The 16,398-nt window shown below is 39.5% G+C and carries 17 protein-coding genes and 1 riboswitch; of the genes, 1 reads left to right on the top strand and 16 read right to left on the bottom strand.

Annotated features, from left to right (window positions below; genetic code table 11):
• Window positions 1–9 precede the first annotated feature (9 nt).
• From fmdA to ACTWQM_RS05200, 16 genes are all read right to left on the bottom strand, one after another.
• On the bottom strand, window positions 10–1,188 hold the full coding sequence (fmdA, locus tag ACTWQM_RS05275) for a formamidase (protein ID WP_443257142.1): 1,179 nt from the start codon (window positions 1,186–1,188) through the stop codon (window positions 10–12).
• A gap of 208 nt (window positions 1,189–1,396) precedes the next feature.
• Window positions 1,397–2,347, bottom strand: coding sequence for a ribose ABC transporter substrate-binding protein RbsB (rbsB, locus tag ACTWQM_RS05270; protein ID WP_443257141.1), 951 nt, complete (start codon window positions 2,345–2,347; stop codon window positions 1,397–1,399).
• A 25-nt stretch (window positions 2,348–2,372) separates the two neighbouring features.
• Entirely contained in the window at window positions 2,373–3,308 is a 936-nt protein-coding gene (locus tag ACTWQM_RS05265; RefSeq protein ID WP_443257140.1) for an ABC transporter permease subunit, read from the bottom strand.
• The gene (locus tag ACTWQM_RS05260) at window positions 3,308–4,810 is read right to left on the bottom strand and encodes a sugar ABC transporter ATP-binding protein (protein ID WP_443257139.1); all 1,503 of its coding nucleotides are present in this window, start codon (window positions 4,808–4,810) and stop codon (window positions 3,308–3,310) included. Before ACTWQM_RS05260 ends, ACTWQM_RS05265 begins: the two co-directional genes overlap by 1 nt.
• A gap of 18 nt (window positions 4,811–4,828) precedes the next feature.
• Window positions 4,829–5,224, bottom strand: a complete 396-nt coding sequence (gene rbsD / locus ACTWQM_RS05255) for a D-ribose pyranase (RefSeq protein ID WP_443257138.1) — start codon at window positions 5,222–5,224, stop codon at window positions 4,829–4,831.
• Window positions 5,221–6,117, bottom strand: coding sequence for a ribokinase (gene rbsK / locus ACTWQM_RS05250; RefSeq protein ID WP_443257137.1), 897 nt, complete (start codon window positions 6,115–6,117; stop codon window positions 5,221–5,223). Before rbsK ends, rbsD begins: the two co-directional genes overlap by 4 nt.
• A gap of 4 nt (window positions 6,118–6,121) precedes the next feature.
• Window positions 6,122–7,108, bottom strand: coding sequence for a LacI family DNA-binding transcriptional regulator (locus ACTWQM_RS05245; RefSeq protein WP_443257136.1), 987 nt, complete (start codon window positions 7,106–7,108; stop codon window positions 6,122–6,124).
• Window positions 7,109–7,490: 382 nt separating this feature from the next.
• A complete protein-coding gene (gene nagE / locus ACTWQM_RS05240; protein WP_443257135.1) occupies window positions 7,491–8,957 on the bottom strand; it encodes an N-acetylglucosamine-specific PTS transporter subunit IIBC in 1,467 nt (488 codons plus the stop codon).
• A 116-nt stretch (window positions 8,958–9,073) separates the two neighbouring features.
• A complete protein-coding gene (locus ACTWQM_RS05235) occupies window positions 9,074–9,892 on the bottom strand; it encodes a PRD domain-containing protein (RefSeq protein WP_443257134.1) in 819 nt (272 codons plus the stop codon).
• Window positions 9,893–9,932: 40 nt separating this feature from the next.
• Window positions 9,933–10,427, bottom strand: a complete 495-nt coding sequence (locus ACTWQM_RS05230; RefSeq protein ID WP_443257133.1) for a PTS sugar transporter subunit IIA — start codon at window positions 10,425–10,427, stop codon at window positions 9,933–9,935.
• Between the two features lie 182 nt (window positions 10,428–10,609).
• Window positions 10,610–11,095, bottom strand: coding sequence for a hypothetical protein (locus ACTWQM_RS05225; RefSeq protein WP_443257132.1), 486 nt, complete (start codon window positions 11,093–11,095; stop codon window positions 10,610–10,612).
• Window positions 11,096–11,180: 85 nt separating this feature from the next.
• Window positions 11,181–11,639, bottom strand: a complete 459-nt coding sequence (locus ACTWQM_RS05220; RefSeq protein ID WP_443257131.1) for an RDD family protein — start codon at window positions 11,637–11,639, stop codon at window positions 11,181–11,183.
• Window positions 11,640–11,651: 12 nt separating this feature from the next.
• The gene (sppA, locus tag ACTWQM_RS05215; protein ID WP_443257130.1) at window positions 11,652–12,650 is read right to left on the bottom strand and encodes a signal peptide peptidase SppA; all 999 of its coding nucleotides are present in this window, start codon (window positions 12,648–12,650) and stop codon (window positions 11,652–11,654) included.
• Window positions 12,651–12,808: 158 nt separating this feature from the next.
• Window positions 12,809–13,027 (bottom strand): YdbC family protein, encoded by a 219-nt coding sequence (locus tag ACTWQM_RS05210; RefSeq protein ID WP_443257129.1) that lies wholly within the window; start codon window positions 13,025–13,027, stop codon window positions 12,809–12,811.
• An 11-nt stretch (window positions 13,028–13,038) separates the two neighbouring features.
• Window positions 13,039–13,638: a short chain dehydrogenase gene (locus ACTWQM_RS05205; protein WP_443257128.1), complete on the bottom strand. Its 600-nt coding sequence runs from the start codon at window positions 13,636–13,638 to the stop codon at window positions 13,039–13,041.
• A 27-nt stretch (window positions 13,639–13,665) separates the two neighbouring features.
• The gene (locus ACTWQM_RS05200; protein WP_443257127.1) at window positions 13,666–14,277 is read right to left on the bottom strand and encodes a 3'-5' exonuclease; all 612 of its coding nucleotides are present in this window, start codon (window positions 14,275–14,277) and stop codon (window positions 13,666–13,668) included.
• 848 nt (window positions 14,278–15,125) lie between these two features.
• Window positions 15,126–15,232: riboswitch (SAM riboswitch) on the top strand.
• A 79-nt stretch (window positions 15,233–15,311) separates the two neighbouring features.
• On the opposite strand from ACTWQM_RS05200, the gene ACTWQM_RS05195 reads away from it, so the two are divergent.
• Window positions 15,312–16,361: a homocysteine S-methyltransferase family protein gene (locus ACTWQM_RS05195; RefSeq protein ID WP_443257126.1), complete on the top strand. Its 1,050-nt coding sequence runs from the start codon at window positions 15,312–15,314 to the stop codon at window positions 16,359–16,361.
• Window positions 16,362–16,398 lie beyond the last annotated feature (37 nt).

The following is a 16,398-nucleotide window of genomic DNA, read 5'->3' as shown; positions in this document are numbered from 1 at the left end:
CCCCTCCGTTTAATTCGGCAAAATATTCTTATTGAAAATATCCTTTGGCAATGCAAGTGTACAGCATGTATTTGGAATATCTACTACCCCTGCCAAATTTCCTTGTACAGGTGCTGTACCAAGTAACATATAGGCTTGTTCACCTGTGAAACCATGTGTCTTTAAAAACTCAATTGCGTTCAAGCATGCGTTACGGTAAGCAACATTTGCATCTAAATACGTTTGCTTTCCGGTAAATTCATTAACAGATACGCCTTCAAATACTAGATATTCATTGTAATGCGGCATAACAGGACCTGGGCGAAATGCTGGATTCCTCTTAATTTGATATTTTTCCATACCACCTTTAATAACATCAACATGTAAATCAATCCAGCCTGGTATTTCGATTCCTCCACAAAATGTGATTTCGCCATCCCCCTGTGAAAAGTGCAAATCACCAACAGATAGTTTTGCACCATCAACGAACACTGGGAAGTATACTTTTGAACCTTTTGATAGGTTTTTAATATCACAGTTCCCACCATTTTCCCTTGGTGGCACCGTGCGCGCACCTTCTTTCGCAACCTTATCAAACTCTTCACCAGTCAACCCACCAAGTACAGCGCTATCTTTTGTTGGAAGATTTGCTAATGGAGGAACACGATTCGGATTCTTATCTACCAATTCTTTCTCCCGTTTATTCCATTCGCCAAGCATTTCTTCTGATGGAGCAACACCGATCAAACCAGGATGAATAATTCCTGCAAATTTAACATTCGGTACATGTCTTGAAGTTGCATATATCCCTTCAAAGTCCCAAATCGATTTTGCAGCTTCTGGATAGTGTTCGGTTAAAAAGCTCCCCCCATTTTCTTTTGCAAAAATACCATTAAAACCCCATTCATGTGCACTAAATGTACCAATATCCAGAATATCAACAACGAGTAAATCACCGGGCTCAACACCGTTGACATACACAGGTCCACTTAGTACGTGAACTCGATTCAAGTTGACGTCGCGTATATCAGAAGAATCATCATTATTACTTACTTGCCCATCTGTCCAGTCTAAACATTCCATTCTGAACGTCTCCCCAGAATCGACTGAAAATGCTGCTGGAATTTCCGGATGCCAGCGGTTGTGACCAGGAACATCCTGCTCATCCATTTTCTTGTTCAAATCTACCTTAAACAACTTTTTCGGCACAGCCTCATCCCCCTTTTTTAAAATAAATTGGACATGTCTTTATAATATATTTGTTTAAAAGAAGGCTTATGATAGTTCTTTAGAAAACTTCAAGTAATAGCTGATCCTTTAATTCCGAAATCCTTGGCTGAGGCAGTAAGAAAACATTTATACTTTCTGACTGCAAAAAAAATCAGGCCACCCAGCGATGACCTGATTCCTCCAAAATTTATTCTGCTGTTACCAATTGTAATTCTACTGGAATAAACTCATCCACTGATTCACCTGAAGCTACTTTTCCTGCAGCATCAATGGCTTTTTGTCCGATTAATTCTGGCTGTTGAGCAACTGTTGCATCCATACGGCCTTCTTTTACTGCTGCACGGGCATCATCGGTTGCGTCGAAGCCTACAACGACAACATCTTCCAACATGCCGTTTGATTCAAGTGCCTGTACTGCACCTAGTGCCATTTCGTCATTGTGAGCAAATACAGCATCAATCTGATCACTGCTTTGAATAATGTTTTCCATTACCGTTAAGCCTTCTGCACGGTCAAAGTTTGCTGATTGATTTGCAATAACCTCCAAGCCATCAATACCATCTACAATATTATGGAAGCCTTCACCACGCTCACGTGTAGCTGATGCACCCGGGATACCTTCAAGTTCTACAAGTTTACCGCTTTCACCTAACTGCTCAGCAATAAACTTACCAGCCATTTCACCACCTGCTACGTTATCAGAAGCAATATGTGTGACAACTTCACCACCATCAGCACTACGGTCAACGGTTATAACCGGAACACCTGAGTCATTGGCTGATTCAATAGCTGAAACAACTGCCTCTGAATCGGTTGGGTTTACTAAAAGAACATCAATATCCTGCTGCAATAAATCTTCAATATCACTTAACTGTGTTGATGCATCATTCTGCGCATCCGCTGTTACGATTTCATACCCAGCTTCTTCTGCAGCAGCTTCAGCACCATCACGTAATGATACGAAGAAAGGGTTGTTCAATGTTGAAACAGATAGTCCAATTTTAATGGAATCATCTGATCTGCCTTCTGAAGAATCACCTTCATTTTCATCTGATGAACCAGGTTTTTCAGTAGAACATGCACTAATTACAACCAACAATAATGTTAATAGTCCTAATCTTTTAATCCATTTACTCATTTTAATTCCTCCCAAAATTTTTTAATTATTTAGACCTTCTATCAAGTAATACGGCGAGTAATATAACACCACCTTTAACTATTTGCTGATAGAATGATGAAACATTCAATAAGTTCAAGCCGTTATCGATAACACCAATAATTAATGCACCAACCAATGTTCCAAAAATACGGCCGCGTCCACCCATAAGGCTTGTACCACCGATAACAACTGCAGCAATTGCATCCAGTTCAAACATCGAACCTGCTGTTGGCTGTGCTGAATTTAATCGGCTTGTTAAAATAATTCCAGCTAATACCGATAACATCCCAGTTAACGCGTAAACCCAAATCTTCACGCGATCCGCTTTAATTCCTGATAATGTAGAGGCTTCTTCATTTCCGCCCACAGCATATACTTGCCGGCCAAAAACTGTTTTACGAAGCACAAAGTATAAGATAAGGAATACGCCAAGCATCAGAATAACTGGAAATGGAATACCAAATACATACCCTCGACCAATCATCTCAAATGTGAAACTGTCAGAAAGCCCTGTAACTGGTTTACCGTCTGTATAAACGAGCGTTGCACCACGGAAAATGGTCATGGTTGCAAGTGTTGCAATAAACGGAGCCACTTTGCCTTTCGTAATAATAAGCCCATTCATTGCACCCAATGCCAACCCGATTAATAAACCAACCAATACAGCTAGTAACGGATCCATTCCGGTTGTTAACATCCCGGCTGTCAATACACTGCCTAATGCAAGCATCGACCCTACAGATAAGTCAATACCAGCAGTCAGGATAACAAATGTCATCCCAAACGCGATTAGCGCATTCACGGAAATTTGGCGAAGCAGATTAAGAATGTTATCTAATGTGAAGAAATTTTCACTCATAATCCCAAGTATTATCATTATTAGAATAAGCCCAATCAATGGACCAATCTTTGCAAAATTAGTAACTAATAATTTTTTCATCATGACTCCCCTCCTGTAGCTGCCGTCATTATTTTTTCCTGATCGGCTTCATGCCTGTCCATGGTTTGTGTGATCTTACCTTCGTGAATAACCATAATACGATCGCTTACACCTAAAATTTCCGGCAGTTCAGACGAAATCATGATAATTGCAACACCATTTTTGGTAAGTTCATTCATAATGTTATAGATTTCTTTTTTCGCTCCTACGTCCACACCGCGTGTTGGTTCATCCAAGATAAGCAGCTTCGGATTGATTCCAAGCCATTTCGCGATAACAATCTTTTGCTGATTACCGCCACTTAATGACTTGACTTCCTGTTCTCCACCAGTCGTTTTCACATGCAGGCGTTTTATTAAATCCGTCACAAGATCGCGTTCTTTTTTGGCTGAAACAATTCCATTTTTTGATACTGCTTTCATGTTGGGAAGGGAAATATTTTCGCGAATTGATGTATTAATCACCAACCCTTTCACTTTACGATCCTCTGATATAAAACCAATTCCAGCCCTCACAGCATCACGTGGGTGTTTTATTGCCAGCTTCTTTCCATCCAGAAAGACAGTCCCATTATTTTTCTTTTCGTAGCCAAATATAGCTTCCATAATTTCGGTTCTGCCTGCTCCCATTAATCCTGACACACCAAGAATTTCACCCTTATTTACATGAAAGCTAATATCGCTAAATAACCCTTTTCGCTCAAGATTCTTTACTTCAAAAATAACATCACCAACCGCGTTTGGACGTTCCGGAAAACGCTCACCAAGCTCACGTCCTACCATCATTTTTACAATTGCTTCAAAACTGGTATCCGAAATATTCTCCGTTCCGATATACGTCCCATCACGCAATATAGTGACCCTGTCACAAATCTTAAAAATTTCCTCCATCCGGTGTGAAATATAAATGATTGCAACGCCACGATTTTGCAGTGATTCGACAACTCGAAATAGATTATCAATCTCACGTTCAGTCAAAGCAGCGGTCGGCTCATCCATCACAATCAGCTCTGCATTAGTTGATAATGCCCGTGCAATCTCCACCATCTGCTGTTTACCAACTGACAAATCACCTGCTGTATCATCCGGATGAATGTTTGTTACACCCAATGCTTGTAAACTTGCTTCGGTTTGTTTTTTCATTTCTTTTGTATTTAAAATACCTGTCTTCGGATAAGTGATGTCTTTACCAAGAAACATGTTTTCTGTAACGGTAAGGTGTGGGATAATGTTAAGCTCCTGGTGGATAACAAGGATCCCTTCCTTCTCTGCCTGTTTCGGGTTTGAGAAATCCACTTCTTTACCATTCACTTTAATAACACCATTATCACGTTTATGAATTCCCGTTAACACTTTTATCAGCGTAGACTTTCCTGCACCATTCTCTCCCATTAATGCGTGAACTTCACCCTTCTGGACGTTAAAGTTGACTCCATTCAACACTTGGTTACCAGAGAAAGATTTATCGATTCCATTCATTTCCACTAAAGGTGTTTTTACCATGATTTTCACCTCCTTCGATTAAAAAATGACGCCTGACTTCAATATTACATTTGCAAAAGGGGTAGCTTCTCCTGTACGGATAATCACCCGTGTATTGCCAGTTTCCTTCTTTAAATTCTCATGCGTTATATAGTTCTTAGGGATGTCTTTATATTCCTCAGAAATTTCATCATGTAAAGCTTTATTATTATCTATTATTTCATTTGCGAACGTCATTTCCTCAATCATCATATCTGCTGACACAGCTTTAAATACTGTTGTGAATTTCGGTGTGCCAATCTCTAGCGATAAATCGATACATGGGACTTCGTTTGGAATTGGTAGCCCACAATCTCCGATAACGATTGTATCGGTGTGCCCTAACTTCGCAAGTACGGTTGCAATATCTCGATTTAAAATGCCTGCCTTTTTCATTCAGAACTCTTCCTTTCTAGCAAAAACTTTTCAACCTCATCTTTTGCTGGCATACCTCCTTGTGCACCAACTTTAGTAACAGATAATGCAGCAGCTGCATTCGCCAGCTGAATAGCTTTGCCGACAGCTGAGCCTCGTGCAAGCTCTGTTGCAAGCACACCATTAAATGTATCTCCGGCACCAGTTGTATCCTGAACATCAACAGAGTAGCTCTGCATATGCTTTTTCACACTATTTTCGAAAAATTGAACGCCCTGGTTGCCTTGTGTAACGATCACTTTTTCCTGAATCTTTTCAAATAAAGGATCTTTTTTCATCGATTCAACTTCCAATTCATTCGGTGTTAAATAGGATGCCTTCTCCAGCAGTGCATCTGGCAATGGCTGATATGGAGCGGGATTCACGATTACCGGAATGTTATACGTACTTGCTGCTTCCAGCGTATAGAGAACCGTTTCCATAGGGACTTCCAATTGAAGCAGAACCATGTCACTTTGTTTTATTTGATTAAGATTTCGCTCTACTAACTCCGGTGTAACAAGCAGATTTGCTCCAGAAGCCACAATAATTCGGTTATCATTTTCGGATAAAATTATGTTTGCAATGCCTGTTGCTGCACTATAAACGGTTGCAACACCATCTACGTTAATGCTTTCATTTTCAAGATGCTCTAATAGTGTTTTACCAAATGGGTCATCCCCAACTGCGCCTACAAAATTAACATTTGATCCAATTCTTGCCGCAGCAACTGCCTGATTTGCACCTTTTCCACCAGGATAGGTGAAGAAATTATCACCTAGTACGGTCTCGCCCTGCATCGGCATCGTTTTTGTCGTCACGGTTAGATCCATGTTAATACTTCCAACAACACAAACACTCGGTTGTTTAGCCATCTCATTACCTCCTTGCTCTTGTTGATTGTCTTTCTTTTAATACAACTTTAAATTCCTCTGATTTTATTATGGATTGGTTGTCGGTAATTTGTTGAATGAGCATTTCCGCAGCTTTCGATCCAATCTCATAAATAGGCTGCGCCATCGTTGTAAGTGCTGGTGTTGTTGTCTCACCTATAGCAATTCCATCAAATCCAATAATCGACAAATCTGCTGGAACATTGATTCCAAGATTAGCCGCTGCACTCAATGCCCCAGCACCCATCAAGTCATTCCCGGCAAATATCGCATCTATTTCAGGATGATCAGTAAGTAATTTAATCGTGGATTGTTTGGCGATTTCAAAGTTATATTCGCCGGGTACAATGTAGCTGGATAAAAACCATTTATCGTTCTTAACTTCATCAAGATAACCCTGCAAGCGTGTTTTCGTATTACCTGCATGATCTGGTCCACAAATATGAGCGATTCGCTTAGCTCCAGTTGACTTTAAATACTGTACAGCCTGTCTTGCACCCTCACGATTATTCACTGTTACCGAAGAAAGTTTAGAGCTCAAAATACGGTCCAATGCTACAATTGGAGCATTAATCTTATTTATGTGCTCTTCAGAAATTGTACTCGACACAATAATAAAGCCATCCACCGATTTTTGCTGTAAAGCGTTCAAATAGGTTAATTCTTTTTCAATGTCATCATCTGTATTACAAAGAACAAATGTATATTCATGATGATTCGTTACATCCTCAACAGCTCGTGCCAGCTCCGGAAAGTAAGGGTTCATAATATCCGGCACAAATAAGGCAATCATTTTCGAGCGTCCTTTAAAAAGGCTTCGCGCCACATCATTCGGTAAATAATTCAGTTGCTCAATCGCCTGCTTTACCCGCTCTTTTGTGGTTGGATTCACGTATCCATTACTATTCAGAACACGTGATACAGTAGCGGTCGACACATCCGCAAGCTTAGCAACATCCTTGATAGTTGTCATACACAATAACCACTCTCGTAATTTAGATTTTTTATACTTTTGTTGATACTGGTGTAGCTTCTGTCGATTCCGGCGTCTCTTCTGGTGATTCCGGCACTTCTTCTGGTCACATGCCTCACATGTAACCCGTTACATAAACGCAAAAATAAAAAACAGCTTTCATGTAACCCGTTACATATTATATTAAAACGTTTTCATTTACATGTCAATGCCAAATTATAAAAATCCTTCAATAACCCTTGCTGTTAGAAAACTTGTCTTATGAAAGCATATTATGAATTATTAGAGGCCCTTATACTCTGGAGCACAAGCCTTAATACACTCATCCAGTAAATACCAAAACAAACGAGCAGTGCACCCGGCACTGCTCGCATCCATCCTATTATTTTTTTCGAAGCTTTCTTATTTCATCTGCAACAAATTGTACTTGTGTCCCAACAACTACCTGTATATTATGCTTGCCGACAATATTGATGCCCGGCACTCCTGTTGCTTTAATTTTATCCTGATCGACTTTATCCATATCATTTACTTCAAGTCTTAAGCGGGATACGCAGTTATCAACCGTTGTAACGTTCTCATCTCCACCTAAACCTTCATAAATCTTTTCAGCCATTTCAGCTGTTTCGTCTTTCTTAGCTCCTTCTTGTCCATTAACATTTTCCATATCGTCCGCTTCATCACCTTGTACGTCATCATCGTCTTCACGACCTGGCGTTTTCAAGTCTAACTTAACGATTAGGAAACGGAATAGGAAGTAATAAATTACGGCAAAGACAAGACCTTGCACTATCAGCATAAGTGGCTGACTGGCAATTGGTACACCTAAACTCAGCGTATAGTCAACAAGACCAGCACTGAAACTGAATCCGGCTGTCCATTCAAACATTGCCGCAATAGCTAGCGATAGACCTGTTAATGCTGCGTGAACAACATATAGCAACGGTGCTAAGAACATGAATGAGAATTCAAGTGGCTCGGTAACACCGGTAAAGAATGAAGCAAACCCAGCAGCCATCATTAGTGATGCTGTCTGTTTTTTACGTTTCGTTTTTGCTGTATGATACATAGCTAATGCTGCTGCAGGCAGTCCGAACATCATGATTGGGAAAAATCCTCCAAGGTAGCGTCCGGTAACGCCTTTTTCACCTTCACTTGCCCAGAAATTAGCGATATCATTAATCCCAGCAACATCAAACCAGAAAACCGAGTTCAGCGCGTGATGTAATCCGGTTGGAATAAGTAATCTGTTAAAGAACCCGTATAAACCAGCACCAAATGCTCCCAATTCACTTATACCTGTACCGAATGAAACAAGTCCTGAATACACAACTGGCCATACGAAAAAGAGAATAGCTGATACAACCATCATAGCAGCCGCACTCATGATTGGAACAAGCCGCTTACCACTGAAGAAGGCAAGTGCGTCCGGTAGCCGAACCTCGCTAAATCGGTTATACATAACAGAGGCAACAATACCGGATAAAATACCAATAAACACATTCTCAATATTTCCAAAAGCTGCATTGACAGACCCTTCCTCAATACCCTGAAGGCCAGCAACACCGCTTACATTTAAAAGGTTTGTTACAACCAAATAAGCTACAAGGCCACTCAATCCGGCGGCACCATCTTGTTCTTTCGACATCCCTATTGCGACACCTACTGCAAACAAAATACCAAGACTGCCGATAATAGCTATACCGCCATTGGTAAGATATGTGGCAACAACACTACCTTCAGCGAAGTTTAAAATCCAATTTCCAATACCAATCAGAATCGCCGCAGCCGGTAATACCGCAACCGGAAGCATTAATGAGCGACCAAGATTCTGTAAATACTTCATCATGATAAATTCCTCCTTACATAGATTAATATTTCATAAATGTGAATTCTGATACATCTGCTTAAAATATGAATTCGTTTTCAAAGAATGAGTTCAGTTTCTTTCAATAAGCTGTTCAATTAATGTGTTCGTAACCGTTCAATATGGAGCGTGATGTATCCCAATTCTTCTTCAGGAAGCTCAATTTGATAGGTAGTATATAAATCCTGAGCAACTTTTTGTGCACATTGAAATGAATAACTGTACTTTTTCTTGATCATTTCAAACATCTCTTCGTCCATCACATGACTCTCATACCATTTCGCTCTGCTTAACGCAAACTGCAAATGTGTCACTAACCGTTCATAGGATATGTCAGCTTCATGAATCTCAATATTTAAATACTTTTTAATTGTCTGCACCATATCCTGAATTATAGTCGTTTGCTTAACCGTTTCGTGAATATCACCCCCTTGAAGTTTCATCGTATGAATATAGAGCGCAATAAACGCTGCTTCATCGGCAGGCATCTCTATGTGAAACTTTTCCTTAATGCGCTCAATTGCCCATAAACCGATTTCAAATTCTTCCCTGTACAAAATCTTAATTTCCTGCAACAACTTGTTTTTTAAATTGATGCCAGTCTGTTCCCGTTCAATTGCAAATGAAATATGGTCTGCCAGTTGCACACGGATATGCTCGCTTAACTCTATTCCCAAGCGCTTTTCCGTATAGTTAATTATTTCCTCTGATATGGTGAAATGCTCTTCTGGTATCCTAAGTAAGAGCTGCTGCAGCTTTTCATTCTCCTTTAGGACAAACAACTTCTCTACCTTGTTAGGAATTACAATGTCATTTTTTTGCTTACCAAAAGCCACACCAGCTCCAATAGCAATCTTTTCTTCTTGCTCATCGATAACAATTGCCGCATTGTTATTTAAGATTTTTCTTATTTTCACCTGAGTCCACATCCTTCATAGCAAGTTTTTCATTCAAAGATTACTGCTCAGAAGTTGTGATTATTACCGTTTCTCCAGCCGTACTTTCTTTTTCTTCAGTCATACTGAATGATTTACCAGTATCCTTTCCATTTGTAATCACAATTGGAGATATATCACTTGAAGCATTATTCCGAACATATTCCAGATCAAATTCCATCAGCGAATCACCAACTGACACTTTATCGCCAGTACTGACATTAATGGTGAAACCTTTCCCTTCCAGCGAGACTGTCTCTAGCCCTATATGAATAAGAATTTCGATTCCGTCCCCTGTCCGCAGTCCAATTGCATGCTTTGTTTCGGGTATCTGAACGACTTCACCTTCAACCGGAGAATAAACCTGTCCTTTATTTGGCTTAATCGCAATTCCTTCTCCCATCATCTTCTGACTGAAAACCGGATCTGGAACTTCCTCTAAAGATACAATTTCGCCGTTAATTGGTGCATATATTTTCGTGTTTGAACTTTCCTTCTTAAACAGATTTTTAAACATAACAACATTCCTCCTTTTAAGTTAAGTATGTGCAAAAGTCGCCTAAATTAAAAAGACATGGCGGTTTAGAGAGAGACCTATGTCCCTCTCAAAATACCACCATGCCTAATCAAGTCAGTAACATGTGATTCCTAATTATTTTTTCTAAGTCTATCGTATCATCATTCAAAAGGAAAAATCAATCATTCACTTTTAAAAATTATTTCGTCCTCCTTATCAATTGGTTCTCTATTTCTAAATAAAAAGAACTGAATTGGCATCGTAATCATAAATGTAACAATTACTAATACAAGTTGAAGCGTTTCATTTTTAGAATATCTTTTAATGATAAAGTAAAACCCATAAACTAATAGAATGTTTGAGGCAAGACCAACAAACGGTATAAACCAGGACAGGAAAAATGCACATGCCATCGTTACGCCATAAACCAATGTAAATTTACCACGCAGCGATTCATGTACATCATTCTCAACAAGCTGCGTAATTAAAAAGGTATTAACAATCGGTATCCATGCCATCCATGCCAGATCACTTTTGCCTTCCCGTTTAGCCATTTTAAATAGTCCAATCGCCATTAAAATATGAAATACAATTGCTACTACTAATAAAAAAAGAATCAAAAGCAAAAATCCGGCAAGGAACATTAATAAACCTTCATCACTATTCATATAAACCCTCCATTTTTAGTAAACTTGGCTTATCGCAAGCCTTATCTTCCTAAAAGTCCAGGCACTATCGCACCCGGACTTATTATTACTTATCAAACACAACCCGCGTATTGCCAATCATGTCATGTATTCCCTGTTTTTCCTGAGTAAAAGCAACGACAACATATAATACACCCGTAAGTAAAAATACACGATGAATAAACCTGCCGACAACTTCTCTAAACAGAAGATCCTTCCACATTAGCGACTGTGAATCTTCCCGAATAACGCGCAGGCCAAATATCATTTTGCCTAACGTCTGACCAAAATATTTCGTCATCAAAAGAAAGTACAAATACAGTACAATACCACTAGCGATACCAGCCATTGTCCAAAAACCTACGTCAATACCAGCCCCATCATTGATAAATTTAAACGGAGTAAGTAGGATGCCGTTAATGCTAAATACAATAATTAAATCAGCTAGATATGCCCAGAACCGCATCCAGAATCCAGCATATCTGTAATCAACACTCTCAGTATATTCCACTTCATTTTCACTCATGACGGCACCCCCTTATTTAGAATATAAGTACATAGCGCGTGGCCCATTGGATTCACGCAACAATTCCTTAATACCGAATAATTCTGTTTGTCCTTTAAACATTCCTTGTAATGTTCCACCTAAAAATTCGTTGATTTCAAGGCCTTTTTTATATTCAATCACTTTTGCATTACCCCAGCCATTATCTTCTTTCATCATGGCAATCGTATCGGTAAGCGATCCTAGCGCATCAACAAGGCCATTATTCTTAGCCTGTTCACCGGTATACACACGTCCATCACCCAATTTACGCACTTTTGATTCTGACATATCACGGCCATCCACAATCACTTCCACGAAATCACCGTATAAATTATCAATCATCGTCTGTAAAATTTTTCGTTCCTCATCAGTCATTTTACGTGACTGTGACATTATGTCTTTAAACTCACCGCTTTTGATCGTATTAAATTTAATACCATGTTTATCAGCAAATTCGGCAAAATTAAAGCTCTCCATAATAACACCAATCGAACCTGTTAATGTTGCAGAATGCGCAACGATTTTATCGGCAGGAGCAGAGACATAATAGCCGCCTGATGCCGCTGTATTCCCCATTGATACATAAACAGGCTTATCATGTTCTTCTTTTATCTGAACAATTTTGTCATGTATCTCATCGCTTTCTACAACACCCCCGCCAGGTGTATTCACACGTAGAATAATACCGTCAACAGTTGAGTCTTCTCCAGCTGCTTCAAGCATCTCCAGGAATCGCTCATGATTATATCCACCTGTATTAAGCAAGGAAGCTGTAGATGTATTTTGGATTACTCCATCCAATTCAAGTACTGCAATCTTGTTGCCTGTTCCTTCCTCAATTACCTCTTCCTGAAATTTCTGCGAATAATCTGGTAAGTTAAACATTTTTTCAAAATCAGCCGTAACTACACTTGTTACAGCCTGAAAACCTAGTGAAACGACAAATAAAACAACCGCTACACCAAGCGCAATCCAACGTTTTGTATTCAATTTCATGTCCTCCAATTCGTTCCTATTTTATGTATTACCGCTATTTTACATTATTGTTAACATTTATGCAGAAAACTTGTACGTTTGTTACGCAAATTAGCGAGTCCAAAACAAGAAGATTGCTTTGGACCCAGTGCCATACACAATATTGCGTGAAATCAATCGAGTTCAGATAATGCAGCTTTCAATTTGTATAATTCGTCTTCCGTCAATGTAACCCCTTTTCCCATTTTCTCTTTGTCTGGTGACCAATCCCTCAGGTCATACTTGGGATCACGCCCATTCCAGCTTACTAAGTTAAGCTCTTTTGTCCATCCTTTTGGCGACTCTGATAGAACAGCTACTGTTTCGATTACCTCATATTTAAGATCTGCCACATTGATTCCTCCTAATAGACTTCATAATTATTACCGGTTTGCATACCATCAACACTTTTAACAAATGCACGAGCCACACGACCTGCAGGAACTGGATCAAACCCTGCAAAGAATTTACCAAGCTTTTCCCATGATTCCTGCACAATATTAGGACTTACACTATTTATGCGAATTTCTCTAGGCATTTCAATTGATGATGCTTTAACGAACGCCTTGACACCACCATTTGCCATTGCTGCAGACGCACCCAGTGGAATCGGATCATCCATCATCACACCTGTTGTTAGCGTAAAACTGCCACCGTCATTCACATATTCCATACCTAGCAGGACAAGATTTATTTGCCCTTTAAGTTTACTTTCAATTCCTTTTTCATTTAATTCCGGTGTTAATTCAGAAACAGCTGTAAAATTTGCACCACCAGATGCATTGACTACAGCATCCACTTTACCAATCTGTTTATACATTTCTCTGATGCTATCCTCGGAAGTAATATCAACAGAAACATCTGCCCCATTTCGTCCAGCACGAATTATTGAGTGATTCTCTCCTAGTTCTCTTACAATCTCTTTGCCAATTGTCCCAGCTGCACCTACAACAAGTATCTTCATATGCAATCCAACTCCCCTTGATATATTTTAGAAATAAAGCTTTCTACTCTTTTTCGTCCGCTTCACTTTCGGCGGAAAGTAACCCCGTTCATAAATTCTCCCTTTCGAAATACTGCACCTCTTAAGAAATATATCCATTTCATCTGTCTCGTATGTCTCAAAAGCCTTCATTAAAATTTTGGCAGCAACTCTAGCATCCTCAAGTGCATGGTGATGCTCAAAAGTAATGCCGTGATAACCAGCTACCGTATTTAACTTATGATTCTTTAACTCGGGCCAAATTCTTTTTGAAATATTCACCGTACAAAGATAATCCATTTCAGGATATGTAAGGTTAAAGTAATCCAATGTATTTCGAATGACACTCATATCAAAACTGGCGTTATGCGCAATAACTATGTTATGAGATAAATAATCACTGAGCGTCGGCCACAATTCTGCGAACGTCGGCGCATCTGCCACATCTTCCTCTCGTATCCCATGAATACGCGTATTAAACGAACTAAAATGCATCATTGGATTTATTAAACTATAAAATTCATCAACAATTCCATTTTCATTGGCGACAACAACACCGATCGCACAGGGACTGTTTCTTTTTTCATTCGCCGTCTCAAAGTCAATGGATACGACATTCATGGATTGGCCTCCTCTACAACAACTCTCTAACGCAATTTTAACATATACCACGTTCAAACAACCCTGAAAAAGGATTTAAATTTTGATGGTGTTTATTTTCGCTGATCCTGAGGCGAATTCTACTGATTTCGAGCTCTCATCTAGTCCAATCCAATTCCGATCCTATTATGTTGATTATTAGAGAGGTAGTGGCAGAAATGAGAAGAAAGGTTATCGGAATGTGAATCTCAAAGTAATGAAGCGGATCGTGGTTCCGTTAAATGGGTGAAAAACCGTCCTGTTAGGCTTGAAGCGGATCCTCGTTCCGTTATTTACCCAATATCAGTTAAAAATATGGCTAAAAAGGGTAAATAGCGGAATGAGGATCCGGCAAATCCGTGGGCACAATTGTGTTTAGTGTTATACATTTAAACGACCGGAAGCTTTAGTTAGAGAAGTTGAAAATATATAAGCTTGGACAAATGTGTTTTATCAAAAGGAAAATCGCTCATTCAAAGTACTTTTATCATTGATTGAAACGGAGGGCGGCAACTCCTGCGGGAATAGCAAATGTATTTGCGATTGAACCAAGCGGAATGAGCATGAGCCTTGAGACCCCGCAGTGCGACTAAATGAAAAACCGTCCTTTGCGGACGACGCCGGCATACCTCTTGCCGGGGCAAGGAGGCTCAAGCCATGCCCATGGAAAGCGTCCGCCTGCAGTGGAAATCAACAGGGATAGCAAATTACAAATAGTTTGGATTTACTGTTTTATTATTGAATGATGAAATTAATTCAAATGCTAAAAATATTCTTGACATTCATTTGCAAGAGTTGTATTGTATTCAATAATACAAAATTGAATAATTTTCTTATCCAGAGAGGTGGAGGGACTGGCCCGTTGAAACCTCAGCAACAGATTTTAAATACTGTGCTAATTCCAGAAGCTGAAATGCTTAAAGCTTGAAGATAAGGAGAGTGATACTTAACGGTAACAAACCCTCTTCTATTTTCAGAAGTGGGCTTTTTTATTTTATTTAAGAGGAGGAAAACGATTGAAGCGTAATTTAGAAGAACGTTTAAAAGATGGAACTGTTATTGTTGGAGAAGGGTATTTATTTGAATTAGAACGTAGAGGGTATTTGCAAGCAGGATCATTTGTTCCAGAGGTTGCACTTGATAACCCAGAAGCGCTTAAACAGGCATATAGAGATTATATGTACGCAGGCTCAGACGTTGTATTAGCCTTTACGTATAATGCACACAGGGAAAAAATGCGTATTATTGGCAAAGAAGATCTACTAGAGCCATTAAACCGAAATGCTGTCCGCTTAGCAAAAGAGGTTGCTAAAGAACATCCCAGCGAAGAAGCGTTGGTGGCTGGAAATATCTCAAATACCAATATTTTCGATCCCGAAGACCCTGAATCCAAGACTAAAGTCAGAGGTATTTTTGCCGAAATGATAAAATGGTGCAAGGAAGAGGGCGTCGATTTCATTAATGGGGAAACATTCTATTACCATGAAGAGGCACAAATAGCCCTGGAAGAAATTTTGAAACAGGACCTACCAGCAGTCATCACGTTCGGACTAATGGGAGAAAATGTATTAAGGGATGGCTACACTGTAGAAGAATCATGTAAAATTCTTTCTGAAAATGGCGCACTGGTTGTGGGCATGAATTGTTTCCGGGGTCCTGAAACAATGCAGCCTTACCTTGCTGACATACGTAACAATGTAGATGGCTATGTGGGTGGACTTCCTATCCCATACCGCACTACTGATGAAAACCCGACATTCTTTAATTTACCGGATGGAGGATGCAGCTGCCATCTGCCTTTAGAAACAACTTTTCCGACTGCACTTGACCCGCTTTACCATAACCGATACGAACTGGCAGCCTGGGCAAAAGAGGCAAACGACATCGGGATAAATTATATTGGCCTTTGTTGCGGTGCCTCACCAGCAATGCTGCGTTCAGTAGCTGAAGCTGTAGGAGTTAAAACAGTAAACTCGAAATATTCCCCAGACATGGAAAAGCATTTCTTGTTCGGGACAGATAAAACACTCCAAGAACATAATCAGAACTACCGGTTAAAAGCGTAAAGATTTTAACTAATACAAATTAATTTTTAAAATCAGA

The sequence above is a fragment of the Virgibacillus sp. L01 genome, assembly GCF_052246775.1.
Lineage (GTDB): Bacteria > Bacillota > Bacilli > Bacillales > Amphibacillaceae > Lentibacillus.
The sequence above is the reverse complement of the archived record's forward strand: the minus strand, read 5'-3'. Positions and strand labels throughout refer to the sequence as shown.

Coding starts and splice junctions, on each gene's coding strand:
- ACTWQM_RS05205 (WP_443257128.1), bottom strand. CDS start 13,638: ATGAAGATACTTGTTGTAGGTGCAGCTGGGACAATTGGCAAAGAGATT.
- ACTWQM_RS05245 (WP_443257136.1), bottom strand. CDS start 7,108: ATGACAACTATCAAGGATGTTGCTAAGCTTGCGGATGTGTCGACCGCT.
- rbsB (WP_443257141.1), bottom strand. CDS start 2,347: ATGAGTAAATGGATTAAAAGATTAGGACTATTAACATTATTGTTGGTT.
- rbsK (WP_443257137.1), bottom strand. CDS start 6,117: ATGGCTAAACAACCGAGTGTTTGTGTTGTTGGAAGTATTAACATGGAT.
- ACTWQM_RS05220 (WP_443257131.1), bottom strand. CDS start 11,639: ATGAGTGAAAATGAAGTGGAATATACTGAGAGTGTTGATTACAGATAT.
- ACTWQM_RS05225 (WP_443257132.1), bottom strand. CDS start 11,095: ATGAATAGTGATGAAGGTTTATTAATGTTCCTTGCCGGATTTTTGCTT.
- nagE (WP_443257135.1), bottom strand. CDS start 8,957: ATGATGAAGTATTTACAGAATCTTGGTCGCTCATTAATGCTTCCGGTT.
- ACTWQM_RS05260 (WP_443257139.1), bottom strand. CDS start 4,810: ATGGTAAAAACACCTTTAGTGGAAATGAATGGAATCGATAAATCTTTC.
- ACTWQM_RS05200 (WP_443257127.1), bottom strand. CDS start 14,277: ATGAATGTCGTATCCATTGACTTTGAGACGGCGAATGAAAAAAGAAAC.
- ACTWQM_RS05230 (WP_443257133.1), bottom strand. CDS start 10,427: ATGTTTAAAAATCTGTTTAAGAAGGAAAGTTCAAACACGAAAATATAT.
- ACTWQM_RS05265 (WP_443257140.1), bottom strand. CDS start 3,308: ATGAAAAAATTATTAGTTACTAATTTTGCAAAGATTGGTCCATTGATT.
- rbsD (WP_443257138.1), bottom strand. CDS start 5,224: ATGAAAAAGGCAGGCATTTTAAATCGAGATATTGCAACCGTACTTGCG.